24 protein-coding genes are annotated in these 25,394 nt (G+C 66.1%); 9 read left to right on the top strand and 15 right to left on the bottom strand.

Annotation, left to right across the window (positions count from 1 at the left end; all coding sequences use genetic code 11):
• The first annotated feature begins 239 nt into the window (after positions 1-239).
• The gene (locus ACQ5BL_RS19870) at positions 240-1,190 is read left to right on the top strand and encodes a phospholipase D family protein (protein WP_207886867.1); all 951 of its coding nucleotides are present in this window, start codon (positions 240-242) and stop codon (positions 1,188-1,190) included.
• Between the two features lie 104 nt (positions 1,191-1,294).
• On the opposite strand, the gene ACQ5BL_RS19865 is transcribed toward ACQ5BL_RS19870, so the two are convergent.
• Positions 1,295-2,572 carry an OprD family porin gene (locus tag ACQ5BL_RS19865; protein WP_243808299.1) on the bottom strand — a complete coding sequence of 426 codons (1,278 nt, stop codon included), beginning with the start codon at positions 2,570-2,572 and terminating at the stop codon, positions 1,295-1,297.
• 373 nt (positions 2,573-2,945) lie between these two features.
• Here ACQ5BL_RS19865 and ACQ5BL_RS19860 point away from each other — a divergent pair, with 373 nt between their 5' ends.
• Positions 2,946-4,595, top strand: a complete 1,650-nt coding sequence (locus tag ACQ5BL_RS19860; protein WP_243808300.1) for a phosphoethanolamine transferase — start codon at positions 2,946-2,948, stop codon at positions 4,593-4,595.
• Here ACQ5BL_RS19860 and ACQ5BL_RS19855 read toward each other — a convergent pair.
• The 4 genes from ACQ5BL_RS19855 to ACQ5BL_RS19840 all read right to left on the bottom strand — a co-directional run bounded on the left by ACQ5BL_RS19855 (position 4,592) and on the right by ACQ5BL_RS19840 (position 7,253).
• Complete coding sequence (locus ACQ5BL_RS19855) at positions 4,592-5,773, bottom strand: MFS transporter (RefSeq protein WP_207886864.1); 1,182 nt, start codon at positions 5,771-5,773, stop codon at positions 4,592-4,594. The two genes, ACQ5BL_RS19860 and ACQ5BL_RS19855, sit on opposite strands and share 4 nt — an antisense overlap.
• A gap of 280 nt (positions 5,774-6,053) precedes the next feature.
• Positions 6,054-6,608, bottom strand: coding sequence for a putative glycolipid-binding domain-containing protein (locus tag ACQ5BL_RS19850; protein ID WP_243808301.1), 555 nt, complete (start codon positions 6,606-6,608; stop codon positions 6,054-6,056).
• On the bottom strand, positions 6,605-6,970 hold the full coding sequence (locus tag ACQ5BL_RS19845) for an MmcQ/YjbR family DNA-binding protein (RefSeq protein WP_243808302.1): 366 nt from the start codon (positions 6,968-6,970) through the stop codon (positions 6,605-6,607). Before ACQ5BL_RS19845 ends, ACQ5BL_RS19850 begins: the two co-directional genes overlap by 4 nt.
• A gap of 4 nt (positions 6,971-6,974) precedes the next feature.
• Complete coding sequence (locus ACQ5BL_RS19840) at positions 6,975-7,253, bottom strand: peptidylprolyl isomerase (RefSeq protein WP_207886861.1); 279 nt, start codon at positions 7,251-7,253, stop codon at positions 6,975-6,977.
• Between the two features lie 186 nt (positions 7,254-7,439).
• Here ACQ5BL_RS19840 and ACQ5BL_RS19835 point away from each other — a divergent pair, with 186 nt between their 5' ends.
• Positions 7,440-8,657, top strand: coding sequence for a PilT/PilU family type 4a pilus ATPase (locus tag ACQ5BL_RS19835; RefSeq protein ID WP_243808303.1), 1,218 nt, complete (start codon positions 7,440-7,442; stop codon positions 8,655-8,657).
• A gap of 324 nt (positions 8,658-8,981) precedes the next feature.
• Here the strand turns inward: ACQ5BL_RS19835 and ACQ5BL_RS19830 are convergent, their stop codons facing one another.
• Positions 8,982-10,232, bottom strand: a complete 1,251-nt coding sequence (locus tag ACQ5BL_RS19830; protein ID WP_243808304.1) for an OprD family porin — start codon at positions 10,230-10,232, stop codon at positions 8,982-8,984.
• Positions 10,233-10,728: 496 nt separating this feature from the next.
• Between ACQ5BL_RS19830 and ACQ5BL_RS19825 the strand changes: the two genes are divergently transcribed.
• The gene (locus tag ACQ5BL_RS19825) at positions 10,729-11,613 is read left to right on the top strand and encodes a DMT family transporter (protein WP_243808305.1); all 885 of its coding nucleotides are present in this window, start codon (positions 10,729-10,731) and stop codon (positions 11,611-11,613) included.
• Between the two features lie 118 nt (positions 11,614-11,731).
• Here the strand turns inward: ACQ5BL_RS19825 and ACQ5BL_RS19820 are convergent, their stop codons facing one another.
• Positions 11,732-12,550 (bottom strand): helix-turn-helix domain-containing protein, encoded by an 819-nt coding sequence (locus ACQ5BL_RS19820; protein ID WP_207886857.1) that lies wholly within the window; start codon positions 12,548-12,550, stop codon positions 11,732-11,734.
• Positions 12,551-12,718: 168 nt separating this feature from the next.
• On the opposite strand from ACQ5BL_RS19820, the gene ACQ5BL_RS19815 reads away from it, so the two are divergent.
• Both ACQ5BL_RS19815 and ACQ5BL_RS19810 read left to right on the top strand, forming a co-directional pair.
• On the top strand, positions 12,719-14,161 hold the full coding sequence (locus ACQ5BL_RS19815; protein ID WP_243808306.1) for an alanine/glycine:cation symporter family protein: 1,443 nt from the start codon (positions 12,719-12,721) through the stop codon (positions 14,159-14,161).
• Positions 14,162-14,247: 86 nt separating this feature from the next.
• On the top strand, positions 14,248-15,240 hold the full coding sequence (locus ACQ5BL_RS19810; protein ID WP_243808307.1) for an asparaginase: 993 nt from the start codon (positions 14,248-14,250) through the stop codon (positions 15,238-15,240).
• A gap of 326 nt (positions 15,241-15,566) precedes the next feature.
• On the opposite strand, the gene ACQ5BL_RS19805 is transcribed toward ACQ5BL_RS19810, so the two are convergent.
• Both ACQ5BL_RS19805 and ACQ5BL_RS19800 read right to left on the bottom strand, forming a co-directional pair.
• The gene (locus ACQ5BL_RS19805; protein ID WP_243808308.1) at positions 15,567-16,313 is read right to left on the bottom strand and encodes an anti-sigma factor family protein; all 747 of its coding nucleotides are present in this window, start codon (positions 16,311-16,313) and stop codon (positions 15,567-15,569) included.
• Entirely contained in the window at positions 16,310-16,819 is a 510-nt protein-coding gene (locus ACQ5BL_RS19800) for a sigma-70 family RNA polymerase sigma factor (protein WP_243808309.1), read from the bottom strand. Before ACQ5BL_RS19800 ends, ACQ5BL_RS19805 begins: the two co-directional genes overlap by 4 nt.
• 161 nt (positions 16,820-16,980) lie before the next feature.
• Here ACQ5BL_RS19800 and ACQ5BL_RS19795 point away from each other — a divergent pair, with 161 nt between their 5' ends.
• The 3 genes from ACQ5BL_RS19795 to ACQ5BL_RS19785 are packed head-to-tail and all read left to right on the top strand — an operon-like array spanning position 16,981 to position 18,817.
• Positions 16,981-18,018 (top strand): catalase family peroxidase, encoded by a 1,038-nt coding sequence (locus ACQ5BL_RS19795; protein WP_243808310.1) that lies wholly within the window; start codon positions 16,981-16,983, stop codon positions 18,016-18,018.
• Positions 18,018-18,578, top strand: a complete 561-nt coding sequence (locus ACQ5BL_RS19790) for a cytochrome b (protein WP_243808311.1) — start codon at positions 18,018-18,020, stop codon at positions 18,576-18,578. The genes ACQ5BL_RS19795 and ACQ5BL_RS19790 overlap by 1 nt, the downstream gene beginning before the upstream one ends.
• Entirely contained in the window at positions 18,575-18,817 is a 243-nt protein-coding gene (locus ACQ5BL_RS19785; protein ID WP_243808312.1) for a DUF2790 domain-containing protein, read from the top strand. Before ACQ5BL_RS19790 ends, ACQ5BL_RS19785 begins: the two co-directional genes overlap by 4 nt.
• Positions 18,818-19,085: 268 nt before the next feature.
• Here the strand turns inward: ACQ5BL_RS19785 and ACQ5BL_RS19780 are convergent, their stop codons facing one another.
• The 6 genes from ACQ5BL_RS19780 to ACQ5BL_RS19755 all read right to left on the bottom strand — a co-directional run bounded on the left by ACQ5BL_RS19780 (position 19,086) and on the right by ACQ5BL_RS19755 (position 25,348).
• Positions 19,086-20,357 (bottom strand): MFS transporter, encoded by a 1,272-nt coding sequence (locus tag ACQ5BL_RS19780; RefSeq protein WP_243808313.1) that lies wholly within the window; start codon positions 20,355-20,357, stop codon positions 19,086-19,088.
• A 54-nt stretch (positions 20,358-20,411) separates the two neighbouring features.
• The gene (locus ACQ5BL_RS19775) at positions 20,412-21,479 is read right to left on the bottom strand and encodes a sugar phosphate isomerase/epimerase family protein (RefSeq protein WP_430293264.1); all 1,068 of its coding nucleotides are present in this window, start codon (positions 21,477-21,479) and stop codon (positions 20,412-20,414) included.
• Between the two features lie 123 nt (positions 21,480-21,602).
• Positions 21,603-23,096, bottom strand: coding sequence for a PLP-dependent aminotransferase family protein (locus tag ACQ5BL_RS19770; protein ID WP_243808315.1), 1,494 nt, complete (start codon positions 23,094-23,096; stop codon positions 21,603-21,605).
• Between the two features lie 146 nt (positions 23,097-23,242).
• On the bottom strand, positions 23,243-23,926 hold the full coding sequence (locus ACQ5BL_RS19765; protein WP_243808316.1) for a hypothetical protein: 684 nt from the start codon (positions 23,924-23,926) through the stop codon (positions 23,243-23,245).
• A gap of 412 nt (positions 23,927-24,338) precedes the next feature.
• Positions 24,339-24,653, bottom strand: a complete 315-nt coding sequence (locus ACQ5BL_RS19760; protein ID WP_243808317.1) for an AzlD domain-containing protein — start codon at positions 24,651-24,653, stop codon at positions 24,339-24,341.
• Positions 24,650-25,348 carry an AzlC family ABC transporter permease gene (locus tag ACQ5BL_RS19755; protein ID WP_430293220.1) on the bottom strand — a complete coding sequence of 233 codons (699 nt, stop codon included), beginning with the start codon at positions 25,346-25,348 and terminating at the stop codon, positions 24,650-24,652. The genes ACQ5BL_RS19760 and ACQ5BL_RS19755 overlap by 4 nt, the downstream gene beginning before the upstream one ends.
• Between the last annotated feature and the right edge of the window lie 46 nt (positions 25,349-25,394).

The following is a 25,394-nucleotide window of genomic DNA, read 5'->3' as shown; positions in this document are numbered from 1 at the left end:
CTGGGTAACCCTTGGCTGAACATGGTGCGCGCCGGGCGCGGGCGTGCGGGGAGGGCGCGGCGGTCGAGTGGACCGAGGCGTGCCTGGCAAAGCCGCCTATTATGCCACAAAAGGCCGGTACCTTGCATGCCGTGCGGCTGAAGCGCCCATTCTGCGGGGGCAAGGGAGCAACGAGGCAGTTGAAACCCGCCATTGTCCTGCCTCAGAATTCGGGTGTTCAGAATTTCGGTGGGGGCTGTATGAAAATCCTTAACGCTCAAAACTCGCTCAAGCAGTACCTGGAGCAGGTCAGCGACAAACTGATCACCGTCGTCACGGCCTCCGCCAGTGAGACCGAGTCGCTGGTCGAGACCCTGGTGGAGAACGGCAACACCGTCGATCTGCTGGTCGGCACCATCAACGCCTTCACCTCGCCGGACTTCATCGATTTCTGCGTGCGCGACACCGATGCGAACGTGACCCTGCACGTCGACTTCCGCGCGCAGAACAGCGTGCACTGGAAGCTGATCCTGGTCGAACCGGACGTGGTGATCCTGGGCAGCGCCAACTTCACCGAGATCGGCCTGAGCCTGACCCGCGACACCTGCACCGTCATTCAGGATGCCGCGCTGTACGCCGACTACCTGGCGCGCGTGGCGGCGATCAAGGGAGCCGAGGGCGTGATGCTCGGCGAGGACAGCCCGGCGTTCGACGAGGCGCTGGAGGAGTACCGCCAGAGCCACCGCCGCATGCAGGCGAGCCTGGCGCGCGGCGCGCAGTACCTGGATGGCGAAAGCTGGCTGGGCGACGAGACCAACCAGAGCATTCCGCTGTTCATCTGGTACAGCGATCATTCCGATGACTCCGAGGAAAAGGCCGAGGCCTTCCTGCGGGCCAGCAGCGATGGCGTGGACTGGGACGACGTGCGCGAGTTCTTCACCTACGAATGCGCCGAAGGCGTGCTGCCCTACGAAGAGGGCGACATGGTGCTGACCGCGCGTTGCAACGGCACGAACATCGCGTTCTATACCTTCGACCGCATCCTCTATCGCAACGGCACCTACTACATCTACTCGTACCGCAAGAAGCGCTACACCCAGCCGTTCAAGCTGGAAGACGCCAAGGAGCGCCTGAAGGAAATGATTCCGGATTGGTACGAGGAAATGCGTACCTCGCTCAACCGCCACGACATCAACAGCGTGGTGCGCTGAGCCCCGCCGCTGGCGCCGCGTAGGCGCAGCACCGCAGCCTGAAATGAAAACGCCCCGTGGCATCGCTGCCACGGGGCGTTTTGCATCAAGCGTCGATCAGCACATCAGAAGACGTTGACCGGGTACTCGACGAAGACGCGGACTTCGTTGCCGTCGTCGTTGTAGGAGCGGGCGTCGTTGGACACGCGCAGCCAGGAACCGCGCAGCTTGACCGACAGGTCCTTGGCCGGGCCGCTCGGTACCACGTACTTCAGCTGGTTGAAGATTTCGCGCTCCTTGCCGTCGCTGGTCTCGTCGGTCTTGATGTTGTCGCCGTAGACGTAGGCCACGGTGTAGCTCAGGCCCGGTACGCCGTACTCGGAGAAGTCCAGGCTGTAGCTGCCCTGCCAGGAGCGCTCGTCCTCGCCGTTGAAGTCGGACCAGTAGGAGTTGGCCAGCCAGATGGTGGTGCCGCCGTCGCCGATGTAGTCGCCGCTCTGGTAGCCGCCGTACAGGTAGCCAGTGTCGCCGTTGTTGCGCTGGTGGGCGAGCATGAAGGTGTGCACGCCGATGTTGTACGAGGCCGACAGGCTCCAGATGGTGTTGTCGCGGTTGCCGCCGTTGAACTCCTCGGCCCAGTCCTTGTTCAGCTTGGTCTTGTAGCCGTTGAAGTCGAAGGTCAGCGACTCGCGGTCAGCCATCGGGATGACGTAGTTCAGGTTCATGTACTGCTTGCGGGCAACGTCTTCGTTGTCCTGGCCGTACAGGGCGCCGCTGAAGTTGTCGGTGAACTTGTAGCTGCCGCCGAACACGTCGATGCGCTTGAGGCCGCCGCTGTCGTGGCCTTCCGCGCTCTTCTGGACTTCCGAGGTGAAGCGGCCGACGTTCAGCTCCAGGCCTTCGATCTCCTTCGAGGTGACCAGGGTGCCGGAGAAGGTTTCCGGCAGCAGGCGGGAGTTGTCGTAGCTCAGCACCGGCAGGGCGGGCATCTGGTCGCCGTACTTGATCACGGTGTTGGAGACGCGGGCCTTCACCGCGCCACCGGCGCGGGCCAGGTCGCTGGCCGGGTTGCCGTCGCCGTCGACCTTGAAGAAGTCGATACCCGGAGCGCCGGCGCGCTTGCCGTTCTCGTCCAGGTTGATCGCGTACATGCCGAAGACATCGGCGCCGACGCCGACGGTGCCCTGGGTGAAGCCGGAGGTGAAGGTCGCGGTGGCGGCCTGGCCCCACTCGGACTTGTCGTCACGGCCGTGCTTGTAGTCGCGGTACATGTAGCCATTGCGGAAGAACAGGTCGAAGTGACCGTCCTCGACGAAGCCCTTGGCGGTGGACTGGTCGTCAGCCAGGGCGGCGGTGGACGCGAGAATGCCCAGCGCGAGCAGGCTGATGCGGTGGTGCAGCATGTTGTTTTCCTTGTGCTAATGGTGCAGCGCCGACAGGACGAAAAAGGCCTTCCGCCCCGATGTGTGTCATCAGGGAAGTGGCGTCCTGTGTTGGCTCGTTTTGCGGGTTGTAGCCGGCCTCTGGCGGGCCGTAGCGGGCGCGATGATAGCAGAGGATCGAATCTTTTCGGACTTGATGTGCCCAGGGTTGACACTGTGGCGGGTCGTCGGGCGATCACCTGCCTTCCCGGTGTGATCGGGTTCCCACCTTTTTTGCAGTTTTTTTTCACGAAAGATTGACGGCAGCGTTCCTAGCATCTGCTTCGCTCGCCGGCCGGGGCGTTGAAGACCACGGTTTCCGGGCAATTCCCGCAGTTCCGGAATCCTTTCCCCGATGTTCAAGCTTCGTCCGCTCCGCCCCGAATGGGTCACCCTGCTCACCAGCGTCCTGTTGCTCGCCTGCTACAACCTGCCGCTCTGGCAGCATCTGCTCGAGATCACACCGACGGGCTGGCCGGGGCGTCTGCTGGCCGGGGCGTTCGCGCTGCTGCTGGTCGTCTGTTTCAACCTGATCCTGACCCTGTTCGCCTTCCGTGGCCTGCTCAAGCCGGTGCTGACCGCCTTGCTGCTGCTCAGTGCCGGGGTGGCATATTTCATGAACCAGTACGGCGTGCTGATCGATGTCGAGATGCTGCGCAACGTGCTGGAAACCGATCCGGCGGAAGTCCGCGATCTGCTCTCCTTCAAGCTGGCCGCCTACCTGTTGCTGCTCGGCGCACTGCCGGTGGTGCTGCTCTGGCGCCTGCCGATCGCCTATCGCAGCTGGCCCCGCGAGCTGCTGAGCAAGGCCTGCGTGGGCGTCGTGTCGATGCTGATGGTCGGCGGCATCGCCCTGGGCAACTACCAGGGGCTGTCATCGATGCTGCGCAATCACCATGAGCTGCGCATGCAGGTCACCCCGAGCAATACCGTTGGCGCGCTGTTCAGCCTGGCCAAGGGCAAGGCGACGGCAAGCCACGCGGCGCTGCGACCGACGGCCGCCGATGCCGAACGTGCGGCCAGCTGGCAGGCGCACGGGCGCAAGTCGCTGACGGTGCTGGTGGTCGGCGAGAGCGCGCGGGCCGAGAACTTCGCCCTCAACGGGTACCACCGCGACACCAACCCGCGACTGAGCGCGGAGCAGGGCGTGATCAACTTCAGCGACGTGCACTCCTGCGGCACCGAGACCGCCGTGTCGGTGCCCTGCATGTTCTCCGACCTGACCCGCCGGCACTACAGCGATGCCGAGGCCAAGAGCCAGGAAGGCCTGCTCGACGTGCTCAAGCGCGCCGGTTTCCAGGTGCTGTGGCGGGACAACCAATCCGGCTGCAAGGGCACCTGCGACCGCGTGGCCTTCGAGGACCTGAGCCACTCCAAGGACCCGGCCCTGTGCGGCGATGGCGAATGCCACGACGACATCCTGCTCAAGGATCTGCAGGCCTATATCGACGGGCTCGACCGCGACACCGTGCTGGTCCTGCACCAGATGGGCAGCCACGGCCCGGCCTACTACAAGCGCTACCCGAAGGACTTCGAGAAGTTCACCCCGGTGTGCCAGAGCAACGACCTCAGCGCCTGCTCGCGGGAAAGCATCGTCAACGGCTACGACAACACCGTGCTGTACACCGACCACGTGCTGGCCAGCCTGATCGACCTGCTGCGCAGCAACCAGTCGAAGCTGGACACGGCGATGATCTACATGGCCGACCACGGCGAATCGCTGGGTGAGTACAACCTGTTCCTGCACGGCACGCCCTACGTGCTCGCGCCGGACCAGCAGAAGCACGTCGGCATGCTGGCGTGGTTCTCCGAGGGCTACCAGCAGTCCTTCGCACTGGACAGCGCCTGCCTGCGCCAGCACGCCGCCCAGCCGCTGTCCCAGGACAACCTGTTCCACTCCATGCTCGGCCTGCTGGAGGTGCGCACCCGCACCTACAACGCTGGCCTGGACATGTTCGCCGGCTGCCGCGAACCCTCGGTGCGCCAGGCCCTGGCCTTCGACTAACGGGCGAAAGAGCGCTGGTACAGCACCAGGCTCAGGGCCAGCCCGCTGAGCGCCGCCAGTGCGGCGAAGAGGAAGATCGAGCCGAAGCCGAAGGCCCCGGCGATGGCGCCCGCCAGGGGCCCGGTGATGCCCAGCGACACGTCGATGAACAGCGAGTAGGCGCCCAGCGCGGCGCCACGGTTGGAGGCGGGCACGAGGCCGACGGCCTCCACGCCCAGGGCCGGGAATACTAGGGAGAACCCGAAGCCGCTCAACGCCGCGCCCGCCAGTGCCAGCCAGGGCGAGGGCGCCAGCCACAACAGCAGCAGCCCGAGACTTTCCACCGACAGGCAGGCGATGGCGACGCGGAAGCCGCCGTGGCGGTTGATCGCCTGGGCGAACAGCAGGCGCGCGCCGATGAAGCAGCCGCCGAAGGCCGTCAGGCAGTACACCGCGTCGCTCCAGCCACGGCTGCCGTAATACAGGGTGATGAAGGTGGCGATGGTGCCGAAGCCGATCGCGCCCAGCGCCAATCCCATGCCATGGGGCGTCACCCGGCCGAGCACATGGTGGAAGGGCATCCGCTCGCCGTGCACCAGGGCCGCCGGCCGCTTCGGCCAGGCCAGCGCGAAGCCCAGCCCCGCCAGCAGGATGATGCTCACGCCCATGCTGGCCAGGCCCAGATGCTGCACCATCAGCACCCCGAGCGGCGCGCCGACGGCCAGCGCGCCATAGCTGGCGATGCCGTTCCAGGAGATCACCTTGGCGGTGTTCGGTGCGCCGACCCGGTCGATGCCCCAGCTGATGGACGCACTGCCCACCAGGCTTTCCGAGGTGCCCAGCACCAGCCGCGCCAGCATCAGGATTGCCAGGCTGAGCCACGGCGCGCCCTGCGTCGCCCAGGACGCCAGCATCAGCGCGCCGCTGCCGGCGCATCCGGCCATACCGTAGAGCACTGCGCGCTTGGGGCCGAGGGTGTCGATCACCCGGCCGGCATAGGGGCGGGTGAGGAGGGTGGCCAGGTACTGGATACTGATCACCAGCCCCGCCAGCACCGAGCCGAAGCCGAGGTCGGTGTGCACGTAGCCGGGTAGTACCGCCAGCGGGATGCCGATGGTCAGGTAGGCGAGGAAGGTGAAGAGAACGACGGACACCACCTGCAGGGTGGTTGCGGCGCTGGAGCGGGATTCGGTGGACATGTGCAGGCTTGGATCGGAACGGCGGGTGGGTAAGACATGATGGACCCGACCTGGCGTGTAGGAAAGCAAGCTAACGAACTACCTTGAGGGCTTTTGTGGGGAATGCGCCGGATGCGTCGTGCGAGCCGGCCGTAATGCTCTTGTAGGAGCGGACTTCGTCCGCGATCAACGCCGCTGCGGGGGCTATCGCGGACGGAGTCCGCTCCTACGCCCAGGACGTGTGCGGATTCTGTAGGAGCGGGCCATGCCCGCGATCACGGACATGGCCCGTCGCGACGGGTCACACCCGGCGGAACAAGGTGGGGTAATCGAGCACCAGCCCGTTTTCGTCCACCGTCAGCAGCGCCTGGAAATTCGTGCCTTCGAGGTTTTCGTAGAGGTAATGCCGCGCGTCCACCCGCGTATAGCCCTGGCGCATGCGCACCGGCTTGAGCTTCGGCGCTTCCAGATAGACCACCGCCAGCTCCACGCGCTGGCCGTCGGCAAGCTTCAGGCGGCGGATCGGGAAGGTATTGGTGAAGGGTGACGGCCAGAGATCGATATCCAGGCAGCCCTCCAGCTCGCCCAGCGTTTCGCTCCCTGCGGTGTGCCAGTGCCCCTCGCCATCGGTCAACAGGTGCAGCTGATGCAGGCCACGGCTACCTTCGACGGAAAAACGCGCCTCGCGCAGGCGCCAGTCGTCGTCCCACTGGAGTTCATAGTCCAGCTGGTAGGACGGCCCGCCACCCTCGTCGACGGCGCGCAACTGGCTCTGCGCGCAGCCGTCACCCAGTTGCAGCGACTCCCAGCTGGCGTTCGGCGCCTGCCAGATGCCTTCCCAGTTCAAGGTCTTCATGGTGCTTCGTCCAGCAACAGGCCCAGCCGCTGGCGCTTGGGCAGGCGGGCCACCACCAGCTGGTGCGAGCGCGTCAGCGCTTCGCGCAGTTCGGCCTCACCCATGGGGTAGGGGCGCTGCATGGCGACCCAGAAGGCCCGCGCCAGGTAGGGCGCCGGGCGAATGCCGGGGCGGTCCACATAGCCCAGGAACAGCTCCGGACCGACCTTGAAGGCCAGGCCGCCGGCGCCTTCGTCGAGAAAGTCGAGGATGGCGAACATCTTGTTGCCGGCCACCGAGAACACACGATTGCTGCCCCACTTGATGTCCTCGCGGGCACCCGGCAGTTGCAGGCAGAAACGGGCGATCTGTTGTGGCGTCATCGCTTCAATCCCGGAAGTAGACTTCGACCAGATGGTAGCCGAACTGGCTCTTTACCGGGCCGTGCACCACGCCGACGGGTTTCTTGAAGATCACCTGGTCGATGCTGCGCACCATCTGCCCCGGGCGGACTTCCCCCAGGTCGCCGCCACGCTTGGCGGAGGCACAGGTGGAATGCTTGCGCGCCAGCGCGGCGAAATCCTCGCCACGGGCCAGGCGCTGCTTGATCTGCTCGGCTTCGGCGGCGGTCTTGACCAGGATATGGCGGGCCATGGCGACGGGCATCGGTATTACCTCGGAAAGTCAGGCGGGATGGGCATTGTACGGGAGCGGTGACGTACGTCGCATTTTCCGGTGGGTGGCATTGTGCCTTACTTGGCTGCTGCCTAGAGTCGGCGGAAAATTCCGACACGTAGGCCGCTGAGGAATCCGCGGCGTCCGCCCCCCTCCTTGCGAACGGATGCAGTTCTTATGGATATCCAGTCGATGCTGAAAATCCTGGCCACCCAGGATGGTTCCGACCTCTACCTTTCCACCGGCGCGCCGCCTTGCGCCAAGTTCAACGGGGTTCTCAAGCCGCTGACCAACGAGCCGCTCAAGAGCGGCGACGTGGCGCGCATCGGCTACAGCCTGATGGACGAGGAACAGCGTGCCGATTTCGAGCGCGAGCTGGAAATGAACCTGGCCATTTCGGTGCAGGGCGTTGGCCGCTTCCGCGTCAACCTGTTCAAGCAGCGCAATGAAGTGTCGATCGTGGCGCGGAACATCAAGCTGGACATCCCACTGTTCGAGGACCTGAAGCTGCCGGAGGTGCTGCTCAAGGTGGTGATGGAGAAGCGCGGCCTGGTGCTCTTCGTCGGCGGCACCGGCTCGGGCAAGTCCACCTCCCTGGCGGCACTGATCGATCACCGCAACCGCAACAGCGGCGGGCATATCATCACCATCGAAGACCCCATCGAGTACGTGCACCGGCACCGCAAGTCGATCATCAACCAGCGCGAAGTGGGCGTGGACACCCGCAGCTTCCATGCCGCGCTGAAGAACACCCTGCGCCAGGCGCCGGACGTGATCCTGATCGGCGAGATCCGCGACCGCGAGACCATGGAACACGCCCTGGCCTTCGCCGACACCGGCCACCTGGCGATCTCCACCCTGCACGCCAACAACGCCAACCAGGCGCTGGACCGCATCATCAACTTCTTCCCCGAGGAGCGCCGGCCACAGCTGCTCAACGACCTGGGCAACAACCTCAAGGCCTTCGTTTCCCAGCGCCTGGTACGCACCCAGGACGGCAAGCGCCGCGCTGCGGTGGAGGTGCTGCTGGGCACGGCCACCATCAGCGACATCATCAAGCGCGGCGACTTCAGCATGATCAAGGAGATCATGGACAAGTCTCGTGCCCTGGGCATGCAGACCTTCGACCAGGCGCTGTTCGACCTGGCGGTGGAAGGGGCGATCAGCGAAGACGAGGCGGTGAAGAACGCCGACTCGGCGAACAACCTGCGCCTGAAGCTCAAGCTCTACAAGGACAACCCGGCCATGGTGACCAACTCTGCCGCGGCCTCCAGTCCGGCGCCGGCGCCCGCCGCAGCAGCCGCGCCGGCTGCCGACTCTTCCAGTTGGGGCCTTGAGCTGGCGCTGGAAGAAATCGAGGCGGAAGACGCGGAAGACAAGCCGGCCGGGCAGTAAGCCGTATTCCGTTAAAAAGCCCCGGCATGCCGGGGCTTTTTCATGGCGGATGGGGCGCGGAGCGCTTTCGGAGGAGCGGACTTTGTCCGCGAAATCCATCGCGGCGGAATGCGATGCGGCAGGTAGATGCCAATGCCTGGCACGAACCTGTGGGGCGCCGGCCTTGCCGGTGGATCGCGGAGAAGCTCCGCTCCTACGCGAGTCGCAGTCCCGGTGCGGGAGTGGCGCCCATTGTAGGAGGGCGCCATGCGCCCGAATCGCGGGCATGGCCCGCTCCTACAGTTGCCGGGGGCAGCGTGGTGCTGCTCGCTCCTACACAAAGCCTCAGAGCAGCGACAGCGGATAGCTGATGATCAGCCGGTTCTCGTCGAAGCTGTTGGTCCGGCCCCAGTCACGACGCATGGTCGAGTTGCGCCACTTGACGTTCAGCGTCTTGAAGGTGCCGCTCTGCACCGTGTACGCCAGTTCGCTCTCGCGGCCCCATTCGCTGCCGTCGTCGGTGCTGGCGTTGTGCACGTCGTTGCCCTTGAGGTAGCGGTTCATCAGCGTCAGGCCGGGGATGCCGAAGGCGGCGAAGTCGTAGTCATGGCGCAGTTGCCAGGAGCGCTCCTTCGCGTTGTCGTAGCTGGAGTTGAAACTGTCGTTGGCCAGGGTGCCGCCGCTGGTGCCGTTGACGCGGAACCACTCGTCCTCGCCCATGACCTTCTGCAGGCCGACATAGAAGGTGCTGGCACCGTATTTTGCCGAGAACAGCCCGGAGAAGGTGCGGTTGTCCAGGTCGCCGGCGCGGGCGCTACCGTCCTCCTTGCCCCAGAAGTAGCCGATATTCGCACCGAGCACCCAGTCGCCCACCGGCTGGCTGTGCTGCAGTTGCAGGTACTGCTGCTGGTAGATGTCCTTCAGCTCGGCATTCCACAGCCCGACCAGGGTGCGGTCGCCGTTGAAGCGGTATTCGCCGCCGGCGAAGTTGAAGCGGTCGGAGGTGAAGGCGGGGCGGCTGAACAGCGACATGTCCTCCATGCTGGCATCGTTGCGCGGGCTGTTCTGGCGGAACTGGCCGCCGTAGAGGCTCAGGCCGTCGATCTCCTTCGAGGTCACCTGCGCGCCCTGGAAGGTCTGCGGCAGCGAGCGGCCGTCGTCGGAGCGCAGGATCGGCAGCACCACCATCCATTCCCCGGCCTTGAGTTCGGTCTTCGACACCTTCGCCTTGCCGGCCAGCGCCAGGCGGCCGAAGTCGTCGGCGGGGCGGCCGTCGTCGTGCACCGGCAGCAGCTGGGTGCCGGCGGTGCCCTTGCCGCCGTCGAGCTTGACGCTGTACAGGCCCAGCACGTCCATCCCCAGGCCGACGGTGCCCTGGGTGTAGCCGGAGCGGGCGTCGAGGATGAAGTTCTGCGTCCATTCCTCGGCCTTGTTCTGGCGGGCGTCGCCGACGAAATTGCGGTTCATGTAGAAGTTGCGCAACAGCAGGCTGGCCTTGGCGTCTTCGAGGAAGCCGCCTTCGTCGGCATGGGCCAGGACGGGCAGGGCGGGCAGCAGGCACGCTGTGACGGTGAGATGGGGCAAGTGGCGGATCATGGGTGTTCCCTCGGCATTCTTGTCGTTGTTCGCGGGCAAACGGGGGCCTCCGCGCGGTTCGGCGGATAGGCGGTGAAAACGATCAGCGGGCGTGGAGCAGGCGATCAGCCGGGCGCGACAGATGCGGAGGGCGGGGCGGTGAGGGCGATGCACGCGCGACGGCGTGCCAGGGAGAGCATGAGCATGTGAACGGACCTTTCTTATAGTTGTGGACGCCACATCGAGGCGGCGGCTGGGGCCATAGTGGTTCCGCCCGGCGCGTCGCCGCAATTCGTCCGAGGCGTAACTGTTCGCTGTTCGAACAGGAATTAACCGTTTGGGACATTTCTTTCAGGGGATTACGCGTAGCATGCCGTTCAGCGCGCCGAGCTTCTGTCAGAAAGCATGCACCATCGTCTTGCGGCGGGCCCGCGAGTCGCCGGCGTGGATTGTTTCCCCTGTGCTTCTTGGTAGGCTGGCGTGCCAGCCGTTTCCGCCCTTCGATCTCCGTGACCCGATGAGTACCAGCCAATCGCCGTTGTCCGGCGCCAACCAGCCCTTCAAGGGCATCCTGCTCATCGTCCTGGCGACTTTCCTGTTCTCCAGCCACGACGCGCTGTCGAAGTACCTGGCGAGCATTTACCCCATCGTCATGGTGGTCTGGGCGCGCTATGTGGTGCACACCCTGCTGATGGCGGGCATCTTCCTGCCGCGTGCCGGTTTCGCCGTGCTGCGCACCCGCCATCCGTTCCTCCAGGCGGCACGTGCGCTCTGCCTGCTGGGCACCAGCTTCCTGTTCACCACGGGGCTGCAGTACATCCCGCTGGCCGAGGCGACGTCGGTGAACTTCCTCGCGCCGCTGCTGGTGACTGCCCTGTCGGTGCCGCTGCTCGGCGAGCGGGTCAGCGCCGGCCAGTGGGCGGCGGTGCTGGTGGGATTCGCCGGCGTGCTGGTCATCGTCCACCCCGGTGGCGCATTGTTCACCCCGGCGGTGCTGCTGCCATTCGGCTCGGCGTTGTGCTTCAGCTTCTACCAGTTGCTGACCCGCAAGCTCAGCCAGGTCGACAGCCCGACCACCAGCAACTTCTTCGCCGGCCTGTGCAACACCCTGATCGTCAGCGCGCTGGTGCCGTTCTTCTGGCAATGGCCGGGACTGGTGCATGGCCTGATGATGCTGGCCCTGGGCACCTGCGGGATGACCGCGCACCTGTTCCTGACCCAGGCGTTCAAGCACGCCGCCCCGGCGCTGCTGGCACCGTTCAGCTACTGCCAGATCGTCTTCGCCGGATTGCTGGGCTTGGTGATCTTCGGCCATACGCCGGAGCCGTCGGCGCTGCTGGGCATCGCGGTGATCTGCGGTAGTGGGCTGGCTGCCGCCTGGTTGCAGAGCCGCAAGGGGTAGGGCGGGGCTCTACCTGTAGGACCGAGGGGGACGCCCAGTCCTTGCTCGCGAACGGGCTTTCCGGCGGCTCCGGTGCTGGGCTGTTCGCGAGCAAGCTTGCTCCTACGAAAAGCCGTCTCTACTCGATCTCGAACAACCCATGGCGGATCGGCCCCACCGACAAGCGCTGACGCACGTCGTCGTCGATGCGCGGATCATCCGGCTGGTACAGCTTCACCTGACGGTAGGCGGCGATCCGGTTGATCTCCGGCCCCAGGTATTCCCACACCACGCGGGTGCACGCCGGGGTGCGGCGGTCGCCGCTGGAGACGCCGGTCTTCAGGCCGTTGAGGCGGGTGATGCGGCTCTTGAAGCTGGGGATGAGGATGGTCTGGCTCATCTCGTTGACGGTGAGCGACTCGTAGTCCAGCAGGAACACCCGGTCCTGCAGCTGGAACGCCGCGCCCAGATAGCGGCAGCGCACCCAGTCCTCGGCCTGCACGTCGGTGCTGCTGGAGCGTTCCTGGCGTTCCTGGCGCTCGAAGAGGAAGTTGCCGCCTTCCTCGTAGAGGTGCACCAGCGACAGCAGGATCGAACCGGGCACCGACATGCAGTTGGAATATTCGAAGTAGTAGCCGCAGTAGCGCGACAGGTTGCCCGCGTGCTCGCGCAGCGGGCGGAGCATTTCCATCAGCGGGTCGTCGCGCTGCACGTTCGCCGGTGAGGTACTCCGCGCACCGATCAGGCGGGCGAACTGCTCGGGCGGCAATTGCAGCTCGTAGTCCTCGACGCCGAAGAAATCCCCAATTCTCTTGAGGTTGTACGCGGTGGGCTGGCTCTGCCCGCCGAGGTATTTGTTGAACTGCGCGCGATTGATCGCGAGCTTGCGGCAAACCTCCGAGATAGAACGGTAGTGAGCGCAAAGCAGCTTGAGATTGGGGCCAAGGTTTTCGGACATTTGTGCCAGGTCATGGTGATGCGACTGGCGCAATTATAGCGTCAGGTCGCATCAACTCGGAACAAGCCGCGAAATTGTTTCAACAGGCTTCGAGCGCAACCATGCGCCCCCAGTGAGCGGGCCAGCCCCAGGCCCGTGCTCCCACAATAACAATCGAGGCCCCAGCACATGCTCGACGCGATCAACGATTTCCTCTCCGGGAAAGTTCTCATCGTCCTCATCGTCGGACTCGGCGCGTATTTCACCATTCGCTCCCGTTTCGTCCAGTTCCGCCATTTCGGCCACATGTTCGGTGTGTTCAAGGAATCGATCCGCGGCCAGGCTGGCCAACTGAGCTCCTTCCAGGCCCTGATGCTGTCGCTCGCCGGCCGCGTGGGCGCCGGTAACATCGCCGGTGTCGGCATCGCCGTGACCCTGGGTGGTCCGGGCGCCGTGTTCTGGATGTGGGTCACCGCGCTGGTGGGCATGTCCAGCAGCTTCTTCGAGTGCACCCTGGCCCAGGTCTACAAGCGCAGCGACGGCGACGGCCTGTACCGTGGCGGCCCGGCCTACTACATCCAGCACGGCCTGAAGCTGCGCTGGATGGCGCTGACCTTCGCGGTCCTGCTGCTGGTCACCTACGGCTTCGCCTTCAACGGCCTGCAAGCCTTCACCGTGACCCACTCGCTGCAGAACGCCTTCGACATTCCGGTGCTGTACTCCGGCATCGGCCTGGCCGTGCTGCTGGCCATCGTGTTCTTCGGCGGCATCCAGCGCATCGCGGCCGTGTCCGACCTGCTGGTACCGGTCAAGACCCTGGCCTACATCGCCGTGACCCTGTACGTGATCGTCACCCAGATCGAACTGGTGCCGGACATGCTGACCACCATCGTCAAGAGCGCCTTCGGCCTGGAACCGGCCTTCGCCGGTCTGCTGGGCAGCGCCATCGTGATGGGCGTGAAGCGTGGCGTGTTCGCCAACGAAGCGGGCCTGGGCAGTGCGCCGAACGTGGCCGCCGTCGCCGCCGTGCGTCACCCGGCGTCCCAGGGCGTAGTCCAGGCATTCAGCGTGTTCCTCGACACCTTCGTCATCTGCACCTGCACCGCGCTGCTGATCCTGCTCTCGGGCTTCTACACCCCCGGCTTCGAAGGCGACGGCATCACCCTGACCCAGAACTCGCTGGCCGCCGTGGTGGGTGACTGGGGCCGCATCTTCGTCAGCGTCGCGCTGTCGCTGTTCGTGTTCACCTGCATCACCTACAACTACTACCTCGGCGAGAACGCCCTGCAGTTCATCGTCGGCCGTAGCCGCACCGCGCTGATCGCCTTCCGCGTCCTGGTGCTGGGCCTGATCCTCTGGGGCTCGATGCAGAACCTGGGCACCGTGTTCGCCTTCGCCGACATCACCATGACCTGCCTGGCCTTCGTAAACCTGGTGGCCCTGGCGATGCTGATCAAGGTCGGCCTGCGCGTGATGCGCGACTACGACGAGCAGCGCGCTGCCGGCATCGAGCGCCCGGTGTTCGATACCAGCAAGTTCGCCGACCTGGACATCGACCACGATGCCTGGCGCGACGCCCACAAGGTCAACTCGACCGCTCCGGCCCACGGCAGCCTGCCCGCCCAGGGCTGATCCGCTGACCTTGGTCTGAAACGCGAGGCCGGGACTTTTCCCGGCCTCGCGGTTTATCCTGTGAACTTTCCTACAAGAGCACTGGCATGCGCCGCGTGAAGAACCTTTTCGTCCTCTATACCGGCGGCACCATCGGCATGCTGCAGACCGCCGAAGGTCTGGCGCCGGCTGGCGGTTTCGAAGCTCGCATGCGTGAACAGCTGCAAGGGCACGGCGAGATTCGCCTCGACTGGTCCTTTGCCGAACTGCAGCCGCTGCTCGACAGCGCCAACATGACCCAGGCCAACTGGCTGGCCATGCGCGACGCCATCGTCGAGGCGGTGGAGCAGGGCGGCCATGACGGCGTGCTGGTGCTGCACGGCACCGACACCCTGGCCTATAGCGCCGCCGCGCTGTCCTTCCTGCTGCTGGGCCTGGACGTGCCGGTGGTATTGACCGGTTCCATGCAGCCCATGGGCGTACCGGGCAGCGATGCGCCGGCCAACCTCCTGGGCAGCTTGAAGGCGCTGGAAGCCGGCGTTCAGCCGGGCGTCTGGCTCTACTTCAATGGCGAGCTAATGCACGGTGCCCGCGTCACCAAGCTGCGCAGCGAGGCCTTCGATGCCTTCGCCGTGCTGCCGCGCGAGCGCCATGGCGAGCGCGCCGAATCGATTCCTGCCGCGCTGGATTACCTCCGGCCGCGCCAGCCGGTGAATCTCGCCGTGCTGCCGCTGTTCCCCGGCCTGCGTGCCGAGCATCTGCGCGCGCTGCTGGGCAGTGGCGTACAGGCGCTGTTGCTGGAGTGCTATGGCAGCGGCACCGGCCCTTCGGACAACGAAGAGCTGCTGGCCGCGTTGCGCGAAGCCCATGCGCGCGGCGTGGTGCTGGCAGCGATCAGCCAGTGTCCGCAGGGGCACGTGGCGTTCGATATCTATGCCGCCGGCAGTCGCCTGCGCGATGCGGGACTGGTTTCCGGTGGCGGCATGACCCGCGAAGCGGCGCTGGGCAAGCTGTTCAGCCTGCTGGGCAGCGGCCTGGCGCCGTCCGAGGTGGAGCGCCTGTTCGTCCTCGACCTGTGCGGCGAGCGCGTCGACGGCTGAGCCTCGTCCACACCCTGCTCAGGGGTGGCTATGAACCTGTAGGAGCGAGCTTGCTCGCGAACGCATTGCACCGGGCAGCCGGGCGTGACGCGGGGTTCGCGAGCAAGCTCGCTCCAACAAAATCGGCTAGCCCCTCGCTGATCCGACCGGTCAGACACCCGTAGGAGCGGACTTCGTCCGCGATGTTTCCGTGTTCGGTTTATCGCAGGCGTGGCCAGCTCCTACAGCAGTGCGTTCCGGCGAACGTCATGTCCAGCGTTTGGACTCGCGTAGGAGCGGGCCATGCCCGCGAAGGGCGGACAACGTCCGCCCCTAACCAGCCCGTGCTAGAACCCCACCATCTCCCCCACAACCCGCGCCTGCGGATCGTCACTGCGGCTCACCACCGCATAGTTGTACCCGCCCTGGCTCCAGTAGCGCGTCAGCAGATCGCCGTCGGTGCGTTGTCCCTGCGGCAGCATCTCGTGGCGCGGGCCCGGCGGGCGGATGAAGAAGGTCAAACGCCGGCCCTGGCCATCCTCGTAGATCACCAGCGCCGCCGCGCCCTGTTCGGTGGCGAGCAGCCGCGCGCCGACGGTCTTCAGGCCGACCCGATCCAGCGCCGGCGGTGGCGGGGCATCCTTCAGGTAGTGGGCCAGCCAGTTGCGCAGGTCGCCGCCATCGCGCAGATCCAGGCCGCTCTGACTGACGTCGGCGAACAGCCGATACGCCTGCACCGCGTCCTGCATCGGCACCGAGTTGCGCGCCAGGCTATCGCCGCGCATCTGCCAGCCACCCATGCCGCCCACGCCCAGCGCCACCAGCAAGGCTGCCGCCGTGGCCAGTCGCGACCGCCGCCGCTGTTGAATGCCTTGGCGAATCCGCGCCGGGTCGAGTTGTTCAGGCAACGCCCCACGCCCCTGGCCGGCAAAGGCCGCGCGCAGTTGCTGGGCATCCTGCCGCCAGCCTTCCACGCGCCGCGCGTCCTCGGGGTGGGCCGCCAGCCAGGCCTCCACCCACTGGCGGCGTGCCGGGTCCAACTGGTCGTCGAGATAGGCGTGCAGGTCGTGCTCGTCGGGAATGCGTTCGTTCATTTCAGTACCCGCAAAGAAGGAGTCGCCGTCTGGCCTTCGCTCAGCGCGCGCAGCGCCGTGCGGGCGCGCGACAGGCGGGACATGACGGTGCCCAGGGGAATATCCAGTGCTTCGGCCGCCTCGCGGTAGCTCAGGCCCTCGACGCTGACCAGCGTCAGCAGCGCACGCTGCTCGGCGGGCAGGCGCTCGAAGGCTTCCAGGGTCGAGCGGGCGCTGACGATATCCTCGGGCGAGGCGCTCACCGCACTGTCCGCGCCGAACAGGCTGAGGATGCGCGCGTAGCGGCGGGCGCGGCGCTGGCCATCGATGAAGTGGCGGTAGAGGATCGAGAACAGCCAGGCGCGCAGGTCGCCGTCCGCGCGCCGTCCGGTCCAGGCCGACAGCGCCTTCTCCAGGGTCGCCTGAACCAGGTCGTCGGCGCTGCTCGCGCTGCGGGTCAGCGACAGGGCGAAGCGCCGCAGCCGGGGCAGCAGTTCGCGCAGTGAGTGATCGTCCAGTGAGTGCATCGCAACGTCGGCAGTGGTGGGTTCGAGCGGTAAGGACGAATGCCGTGGCGATCTATTCCCTAGGCGCGAAAAAATAAAACTTTCGCAGCCCTCGGGAATAACCCTGCAGGCGGTGCGTCGTACCCGCTCAACGCATTCAGCCTAAGCCCGAGGAGCTGGAAATGACAGACACCCCGCCCAACGTACTCTTGCGCCTGGCCGCCATCGGCGCCGTGGTCCTGGGCACCGCCGCCGTCTTCGCCTACACGGCCGGCTGGCTCGACCCGCAGCGGCTGACCCCGGCCAAGGTCATCAATACCCTGGAAGCCAACGGCGGCGTCCACCCCGGTTACCGACGCAACCACGCCAAGGGCCTGTGCGTGATCGGCCACTTCGAGAGCAACGGGGGCGCCGCCGCATTGTCGCGGGCCAGCGTCTTCGCGCCGGGCAGTGTACCGGTGGTGGGGCGCCTGGCCATTCCCGGCGGCAACCCGGCGGCCAGCGATGGCGCCGCGCCGATCCGCAGCCTGGCCCTGCGCTTTCTACCGGCCGATGGACAGGAATGGCGTACTGGCATGAACGCCATGCCGGTATTCGTCGTCCGCGATGTCGCCAGCTTCTACGACCTGCAGAAGGCGACCGCGCCGCAACCCGGCACCGGCAAGCCCGACCCGGAAAAGGCCGGCGCCTTCTTCAAGGCGCACCCGGAAACCCAGGCCTTCCGCGACTGGGCGAAATCCTCGACGCCGTCCTCCAGCTACGCCAACAGCGCCTACTACGGCCTCAACGCCTTCTACCTGGTGGACAGGGACGGGCGCGAGCAGCCGGTGCGCTGGTCCGTGCAGCCCGTCGCGCCCTACGAGCCGCTGGCGGCGGACAAGCGCGGCGACGCCAACTTCCTCGCCGCCGAGCTGACCCAGCGCCTCGCCGCCGGCCCCTTGCGCTGGCGCCTGCAATTCACCCTCGGCGAACCCGGCGACAGCACCGCCGACGCCACCCAGGCCTGGCCGAAGGAACGCCGCCAGGTGGATGCCGGCGAACTGGTGATCGAGCGCCTGCAGGCGGAAATCGGCGGCGACTGCCGCGACATCAACTACGACCCGCTGATCCTGCCCGACGGCATCCGAGCGTCCGACGACCCGTTGCTCAGCGCGCGCTCGGCCGCCTACTCGGAATCCTTCAACCGCCGTACCCGCGAGCAGGCCCAGGAGAACAACTGATGAAACCGACCTACTTCCCGCTCTCCCTGCGCGTTTTCCACTGGCTGATGGCGCCGCTGGTGCTGGCCATGCTGCTGATCGGCCTGGGCATGGTCGCCAGCGTCTCCCCGCGTCACGCCATGTTGGTCGCGATCCACAAGCCGCTGGGTGCCGCGCTGCTGGTCCTCGTCCTGCTGCGTATCGCCATACGCCTGACCCACCGGGTCCCGCCGCTGCCCAACGACATGCCCGGCTGGCAGCGCGGCGCCGCGCACCTCTCGCACCTGGCGCTCTACGGCCTGCTGCTCGCCCAGCCGCTGGTGGGCTGGACCATGCAATCCGCCGGCGGCTACCCGGTGGTGCTCTGGGGAGGTTTCGAGCTGCCCGCGCTGGTTTCGCCCTCGGTGGAACTGCACACCGTCCTTCGCGGCGCCCACAGCCTGATCGCCTATGCCTTGCTGCTCACCATCCTCCTGCACCTTGCCGCCGCGCTGTTCCATGGGCTCATCCGCCGCGATGCGGTATTGCCCAGCATGACCGGTGCGCCCATGCCCAACGACCCCGCCGGAGAACGGCCATGAAAGTGCTGATTGCACTGGCTTGCTTCGCACTCACCGGCGCGGCGCTTGCCGCGCAGGACGTAGCGACGGCAGAGGATTACCACTACGGCCAGCAACTCGACATCCAGCGCGTGGTGCAACCGGCGGACCTGAGCTTCTGCGGTATCCGTGAGGTGGAGATGGTCTACGAGGACAGCGCCGGGCAACTGCATCGCCTGCGCTACCCGGCGTGGGGGCAGTTCTGCGCTAACGAGAAGTGAACGCTTGCCGGCAAGGATGAACGAGATGTCGGGGGCATTCTCGTGATTCGCTGCCGCCAGCGGGCAGCGCGCGGTACGGATCAAGCCGGCCGTACTCCGGCGGGGTTGGTAGCCGGTTCATCCGAGCCCCGTAGGGCGCATAACGCTCCGCGTTATACGCCGGTTAGCCTTGGCCTCAAGGCACTCCAAACCAGATAACGGCGCCGACGGTGATCCAGAGTGAATCGGCGTACAACCGCGAACGGTTGTACGCCCTAAGGTGTTGACGTTACGCCAGCGCTTCCGCCACCGGAGCAGCCGCGCGCTTGTTCACCAGCCGCTGCAGCAGGCCGGAGACCAGCACGCCCACCACCGCCAGGATGCTCATCAGGCTGAACACGTAGGTGTAGCCCTGTTCGCCCGGATAATGGTCGAGCAGCGAGCCGTAGATGATGTAGGCGAACATGCCCGGCGCGTAGCCGATCAGGCAGCCGATGCCGAAGGCCGAGCCGGTGATGCGCGAGGGGATGCCCACTTCGCTCATCGGCGCCCAGAACACGCCGCGCATGGTGAATACCACCAGGGCGAAGGACAGGGTCGCGGCCATGCCGGCGTAGATGTAGCTCTCGCCGCGGGGAATGCTGAGGATCACCAGCATCAGCGGCAGCAGCGCGACGAACGCCCACTTCAGGTAGCGGCTCGGGCTCTTCAGGCGCTTGTCGGCGACGTAGCCACCCAGCGGGCCGCCCAGCACCTTGAGGAAGTACTGGTTGATGATGCCGTAGGCGCCGACCAGGGCCACCGGCAGCTGGTACATGTCCTTCAGGTAGGGGATGAAGTAGGTCAGGCCGCAGTAGACGATGTAGACCATGAATACGTTCAGGCTGACCAGCCAGATGCCCGGCGTACGCACGGCTTCCAGCAGGCCGGAGAGACCCTGCGGTTCAGCCTTGGCCGCGGCGGTACCATTGGCCTTGGGAGCTTCGCGCAGCAGGAAGAGGGTGATCACGCCGACCAGGATGTCGATCCCCGAGTAGAACAGGATCGCCGCCTTCAGGCCGGCCGCGCCGGAACCCAGGGCAACGAATACGCCCAGGGCGGAGAAGGCCACCAGCGTATCGACCACCCCGCGGCCGCCTTCGAGGAAGCCGAACAGGCGGCTCTGCTCGTCGTCATTGCCCAGGTTGCGGATCGCCTTGAGCAGCGACGGCCAGAAGATGCAGTCGGCGCAGATCGCCAGCAGGCTGAAGACGATCAGCAACTGGCTGTAGCCGGGGAAGGTCGCCAGGTACACACCCAGCGCGCCCATGCCGATCAGGCCGACCGGGATCAGCCGGCGCGTTTCGAAGCGGTCGGCGAGGAAGCCGCCGACCACGAACAGCGCAGTGGCGACTATGGCGTTGACGCTGAGCAGGGTGCCGATCTGCGTGTGCGTCAGCCCCATGTGTTCCTGCATCGGGATGTAGAAGGCGTCCTTGAGGTTGGCGAGCTTGTAGATGGTACCGCCGCCCAGAACCAGGACGATGAAACGGAGCCACTTGGCTTTAGCCTGTGCTGTCATTGTTGTTCTCCACCGTTTACGGATAAGGGTTGGCCGCCGGAGCGACCGTCGGAATCAGGCGGCGTCGGCCAGGGTCAGTTCGGCCAGCAGGCGGAACTCGTTCAGCAGCCCGCGCACATGGCGCACCTGGTTGTTCGCCCAGCGATGCTCGTCGGCCAGCATGCGTTCCAGGCTGTAGCCCGGCGGCAGCGGCGTTTCGCTCATCTCGCGATAGGGAATGAAGGGGTCGGCGGCCTCGTCGCTCTGGCGGAAGGACGGGGCGATGTAGTGGTTCTCCTGCTCGAGGATGAAGGCCACCACCTGGGGCGCGGTGTCGCCGAGCAGCAGCAGCTCCAGCAGCATCCGCGCGCCGGGCAGCTGGTCCTCGGCGCTGCCCTGGAGCACGCCGTAATGGCCGAAGCCGTTGGCTTCGGGCACCACGCGCACGCCCTTCAGGTGCACTTGGCGGATGAACGGAGCGAGGTGGGCCAGAGCCGGCAGCGGGCGCTCGCAGGCATTGATCATGTTGCCGAAGTCGAACAGCGCGTTCAGGCGCGGATGCCCGACCTTGCGCAGCAGGGCGGCGATCTCGTCGCTCTTTAGCTCCTCGTGCTGCTCGAAGTCGAAGTTCAGGTCGTGCTGGTCGGCCAGTTGCGCCAGGCGCCGCAGGTCCACTTCGATCAGGTCCATCACCCGCGACAGGCGTCCCTCGTAGCGTGAGTAGACGCGGATGTTGCGGCTGCCGATGGCCAGCGCCACGGCCACCGCCTGGTCGACGTCCTCGGGGCGGGTGCTGCTGATTTCCACGTGCAGGGCAAGACCCAGGCTGCGGGCCTTCTCGCCGAAGGCGGCCAGTTGCTCCGCAGTCATCTGCGACAGGCTGTTGTGCTCGCCGTCCAGCAGGTGCAGGGAGAGGCCGTCCAGTTCGTGGCGGTAGGCGAAGTCGAGCATGTCGCCGGGGGTGACCCGGCCCTGGGTCAGGTTGGTCAGCAGCGGGTAGCCGTGGGCGAACAGGCGCAGGCTGTCGAGACGGTCGAGCAGGCGGCGGGCGAGTTCGGGGGTCAGCAGGGGCGGGGGCGTATCTGCGGGCGCGGCGTTACGCGCCAGCAAGTCGGCGAATCGGGCTTGGATAGCATTCATTATTGTCATTCCTGATAGCGACGCCGGGGTGGCCGGCGGTGCTTTTATCGCTCCGGAATGGTGCTATCCCTATAGCCATTATTGTTTTGTTCGTATGACCACTTTGCCGGCCGCTCTAGGTCGGCCTCACAGCTTCCAGCCCAGGGCTTTCAGGGCCTGGGCAAACTCCTGCACGCGGCGCCCGGCCTGCTCCTCGGGTACCGCGGCAAAGCCCAGCAGCAGCCCCGGCGGCAGGTAATTGCGGATGCAGTAGTCGCGCAGGGCGTAGGTGTACACCTCGTGCTCGGCCAGGCCCCTCGCGACGGCGGTATCGTCGCTGCCCTCGGGCAGCCAGCCGAGCAGGTGCAGCCCGGCTTCGGCGGGCGTGGGCGTGATGAAACCGCCCAGCTCGCGCTGCAGCGCCTCCAGCACGGCGGCCTGCCGCCCCTGGTAGAGGCTGCGCATGCGGCGGATGTGACCGAGGAAGTGGCCGTCCTGCATGAAGTCCGCCGTGGTCGCCTGGTGCAGCGTCGACGGGCTGCGGTCCATCACCGCGCGGATGGCGCAGAACGGCTCCACCAGCGCCTCGGGCAGGATCACGTAGCCCAGGCGCAGCGACGGGTAGAGCACCTTGCTGAAGGTGCCGACATAGATCACCCGCTCCCAGGCATCCAGCGCGAACAGCGCCGGCAGCGTGCGGCCCACGTAGCGGAATTCGCTGTCGCAGTCGTCCTCGACGATCCAGCCCTGGCTGCGCCCGGCCCAGTCGATCAGCTCCTGCCGGCGCGCATAGCTCATGGTGGTGCCCAGCGGGTGCTGCCGCGACGGGGTGGTGAACGCCAACCGCGCGTCCGGCCGCTCGCGCAGGCCCTGCTGCACGTCCAGCCCCTCGGCGTCGATGCGCAGCGGCACCATCTCGCAGCCCTGCGCCTGGAAGGCGATGCGCGCGGCGATATGGCCGGGGTCCTCCATCCACACGCTGTCGCCGGGGTTGAGCAGCAACATGCCGAGCAGGTTGAACGCCTGTTGCGCGCCGGAAGTGATCACCACCTGATCGATGCTGCACTCGATGCCGCGCGCGTCGAACACATACTCGACGATGGCCTCGCGCAGGCGCTGCAGGCCCTTCAGCTCGCCGTAGCCGAGCGAGTCCTTGCTGCCCTTGCGCAGGTGGCGGTTCATCAGGCGCTTCCACACCAGCATAGGGAAGGCGTCGTAGGCCGGGTGGCTGGGCAGGAAGGAGGTCGGGCAATCCGGCGCCCAGGTGCTGTACGACACCCCGCTGAAATGCTCGCTGCGCAGCGAATGCACCGCCTGGCTCAGGTTCGACAGGCGCGGCGGCTTGCGCGGCGCATCGGCGGCGCTGCGGCCCTCCCATTCGCTGCCGACATAGGTGCCGGCGCCGGTGCGCGAGGCCAGGAAGCCCTCGGCGGTCAGCTGGTCGAAGGCATTGAGCAGCGTGATGCGCGACAACCCCAGCTCCTTGCACAGCGTCCGCGTCGACGGCAGCCGCGTACCGCCGGGCAGCCGGCCGGAGAGGATCTGCTTGCGCACCTGCAGGTACAGCTGACGATAGAGGGGGATCGGGCTGGAGCGATCCAGCTCGATGCCGGTGAGCAGCATGCCGCCGGGCGTTTTCATTCGGGGTGTGCCTTGCGCGATAGCGAGACGAGAGGGGCGGATTGTGCCTTGGCGGGGGAATTTGAGGGAGGGGGATTGCCGGTTGGCGGTGGCGCCGAGGGTTGCTCATCGACGCCGCGCAGGTGGCAGGGGATCGGGTTCGTGCGTCAGTACCCGCGTGATTCATCCAGCGCCGGCCCGCTCTCCCGCCCACTCGGAGCGTGTTGGGGCACTGGGTGTACCTGGCGCTTCCGCGCCCATTTGACCAGCCGGCTCATGGCGATGAAGCCAGCGAAGATCAGCATCGGGTAGGCGTAAAGCAATTCGCCCAGGCTGTACTTCCAGGCCAGGGGACGACCGACACCGAGCAAGGCCGCGTAGAACCAGGAAACCGCCGAGACCGTGCCAGCAAAGATGCTCAGGGCCCGCATGCCCGGTTCGAGCTGGAGCAAGGAGCCCGCCCGGATCAGGGCGGGCATGACCACCGAATGCAACAGGCTGCCGTTGACGGTGAGCAGGGCGACGATGAGGACCTTGGCCTGCAGCTTGGGGTTGAGGAGGTACTCCAGCCCCTTGGCGGACATATCCAGCAGGACGATGAGCGCGCCGGAAAACCAGAGCATTTGCAGTGCCAGGGTGATGGTGCGCTTCAGCGTCTCCATGGACGCCTGCTCGAGGTGAACCGAATCCGAACCTTTCAGGAGCTGCTTGACCATGGCGAAGTCACTGGTCAGGACCAGACCAATCGCGACGCAACAGGCGATCAGGTGGGTGTAGACCACACCCAGGCGAACGAACTCCATTACTGCTTCCCGCTGCAGCAGCGAAGTCACTACGTGAACGAATTCCATGAATTGTCTCTTGTTTTTGGAATGGGCCGCCGGTTGTACGGGGCCGTGACGAAGCGTCGGATGGGGTGGGGTCTTGCGAGCTGCCGTGCAGGTTAATCCATGTGAGGCGCAATATTATTTGTAAATAATTCTTACTGGCAAGAACAAAAGGCAGTACATGCGTGCCGATTCGACGGGGCGCCGAGGGTGGTATTCGAGGCGTACGGCGCGGGGAATCCGGGGCTTCGGCAAGGGAAGTGCACGGGACGATGCCCGTGCGAGCTGGCAAAGGGCTGGTACCTGCGAGCAGAGGTGCGGGCGGGTTCATCGAAGGAGAGCGGTGGCCCGGCACCAATGCCGGGACGAACTCAGCCCGCGCCGGCTATCCTGCGCGGGCCTGGAGCCTGAAATCAACCTGTGGTTGGGCGTCGCGCTACAACCACCAGCGCAGCAGATAGAACGCCCCCATGCTCAGCAGCACGCTGACCAGCACGTTACGCGTCCACAGCACCAGCGCCACGGCAACGACGGCGCCGAGCAGGTAGGGGTTGTCCGGGCGCAGGTTCAACTGGTGGTCCGGGAGGAACACGATCGGCCCACAGATCGCGGTGAGCATCCCCGGCACGGCGAAGCCGAGGAACTGCCGCACGTTGCTGCTCAGGCGGATCGGCAGTCGCGGCTCCAGGAACACGTAGCGGTTGAAGAACACGATCAGGCCCATGCCGAAGATCACTGCCCAGACCATCATGCGCGCACCCCCGAGAACTTCTGGCAGACGAAGCCGGCGAACATCCCAGCCAGGCCCGACAGCACCAGCGCCGAACCCAGCTGCCAATAGCTGAACAGCACCGAACAGAACAGCGAAACGGCGACGCAGACCACGGTCGGCACGTTCTTCACCACCGGCGCGATCAGCGCGACGAAGGTGGCGGCGATGGAGAAGTCCAGGCCCAGGTGCTCCAGCCCCGGAATGCTGCTGCCCAGCAGCACGCCGGCGAGGGTGAAGAGGTTCCAGGCGATGTAGAAGGTCAGGCCCACGCCCAGGGCGTACCAGCGGTTGAAGGTCTCGCGGTCGTGGCCGCTGGTGAGGGCGAAGAACTCATCGGTGAGCAGGAAGCCCAGGCCCGCGCGCCAGCGGCCGGGCAGGCCGGAGATCACCGGGCGCAGGGTCATCCCGTAGAGCAGGTGCTGGGAGGTCAGCAGCAGGGTGGTGATCATGATCGAGAAGAACCCGGCGCCGCCCTTGAGCATGCCGATGGCCACCAGCTGCGCGGCGCCGGCGAAGATGATGGCGGACAGCCCCTGGCCCTCCAGCGGCGAGAGCCCGGCGTCGATGGCAAGCGAGCCGGCCAGCAGGCCCCAGGGCAGCACCGCCAGGGACAGCGGCGTGATATCGATGGCGCCCCTGAGGAAGGCGCGGGAGTAAAGCGTGGTCTCGGACATGGTGATTCTTTGCAGTCTCTCGTACCGACAGCGTGGCAGAACGGCG

The organism is Pseudomonas sp. B1-22 (genome assembly GCF_050474425.1).
Classification (GTDB): Bacteria; Pseudomonadota; Gammaproteobacteria; order Pseudomonadales; family Pseudomonadaceae; genus Pseudomonas.
Note: the sequence above shows the minus strand (reverse complement) of the source record. Positions and strands in the feature narration are given on the sequence as shown.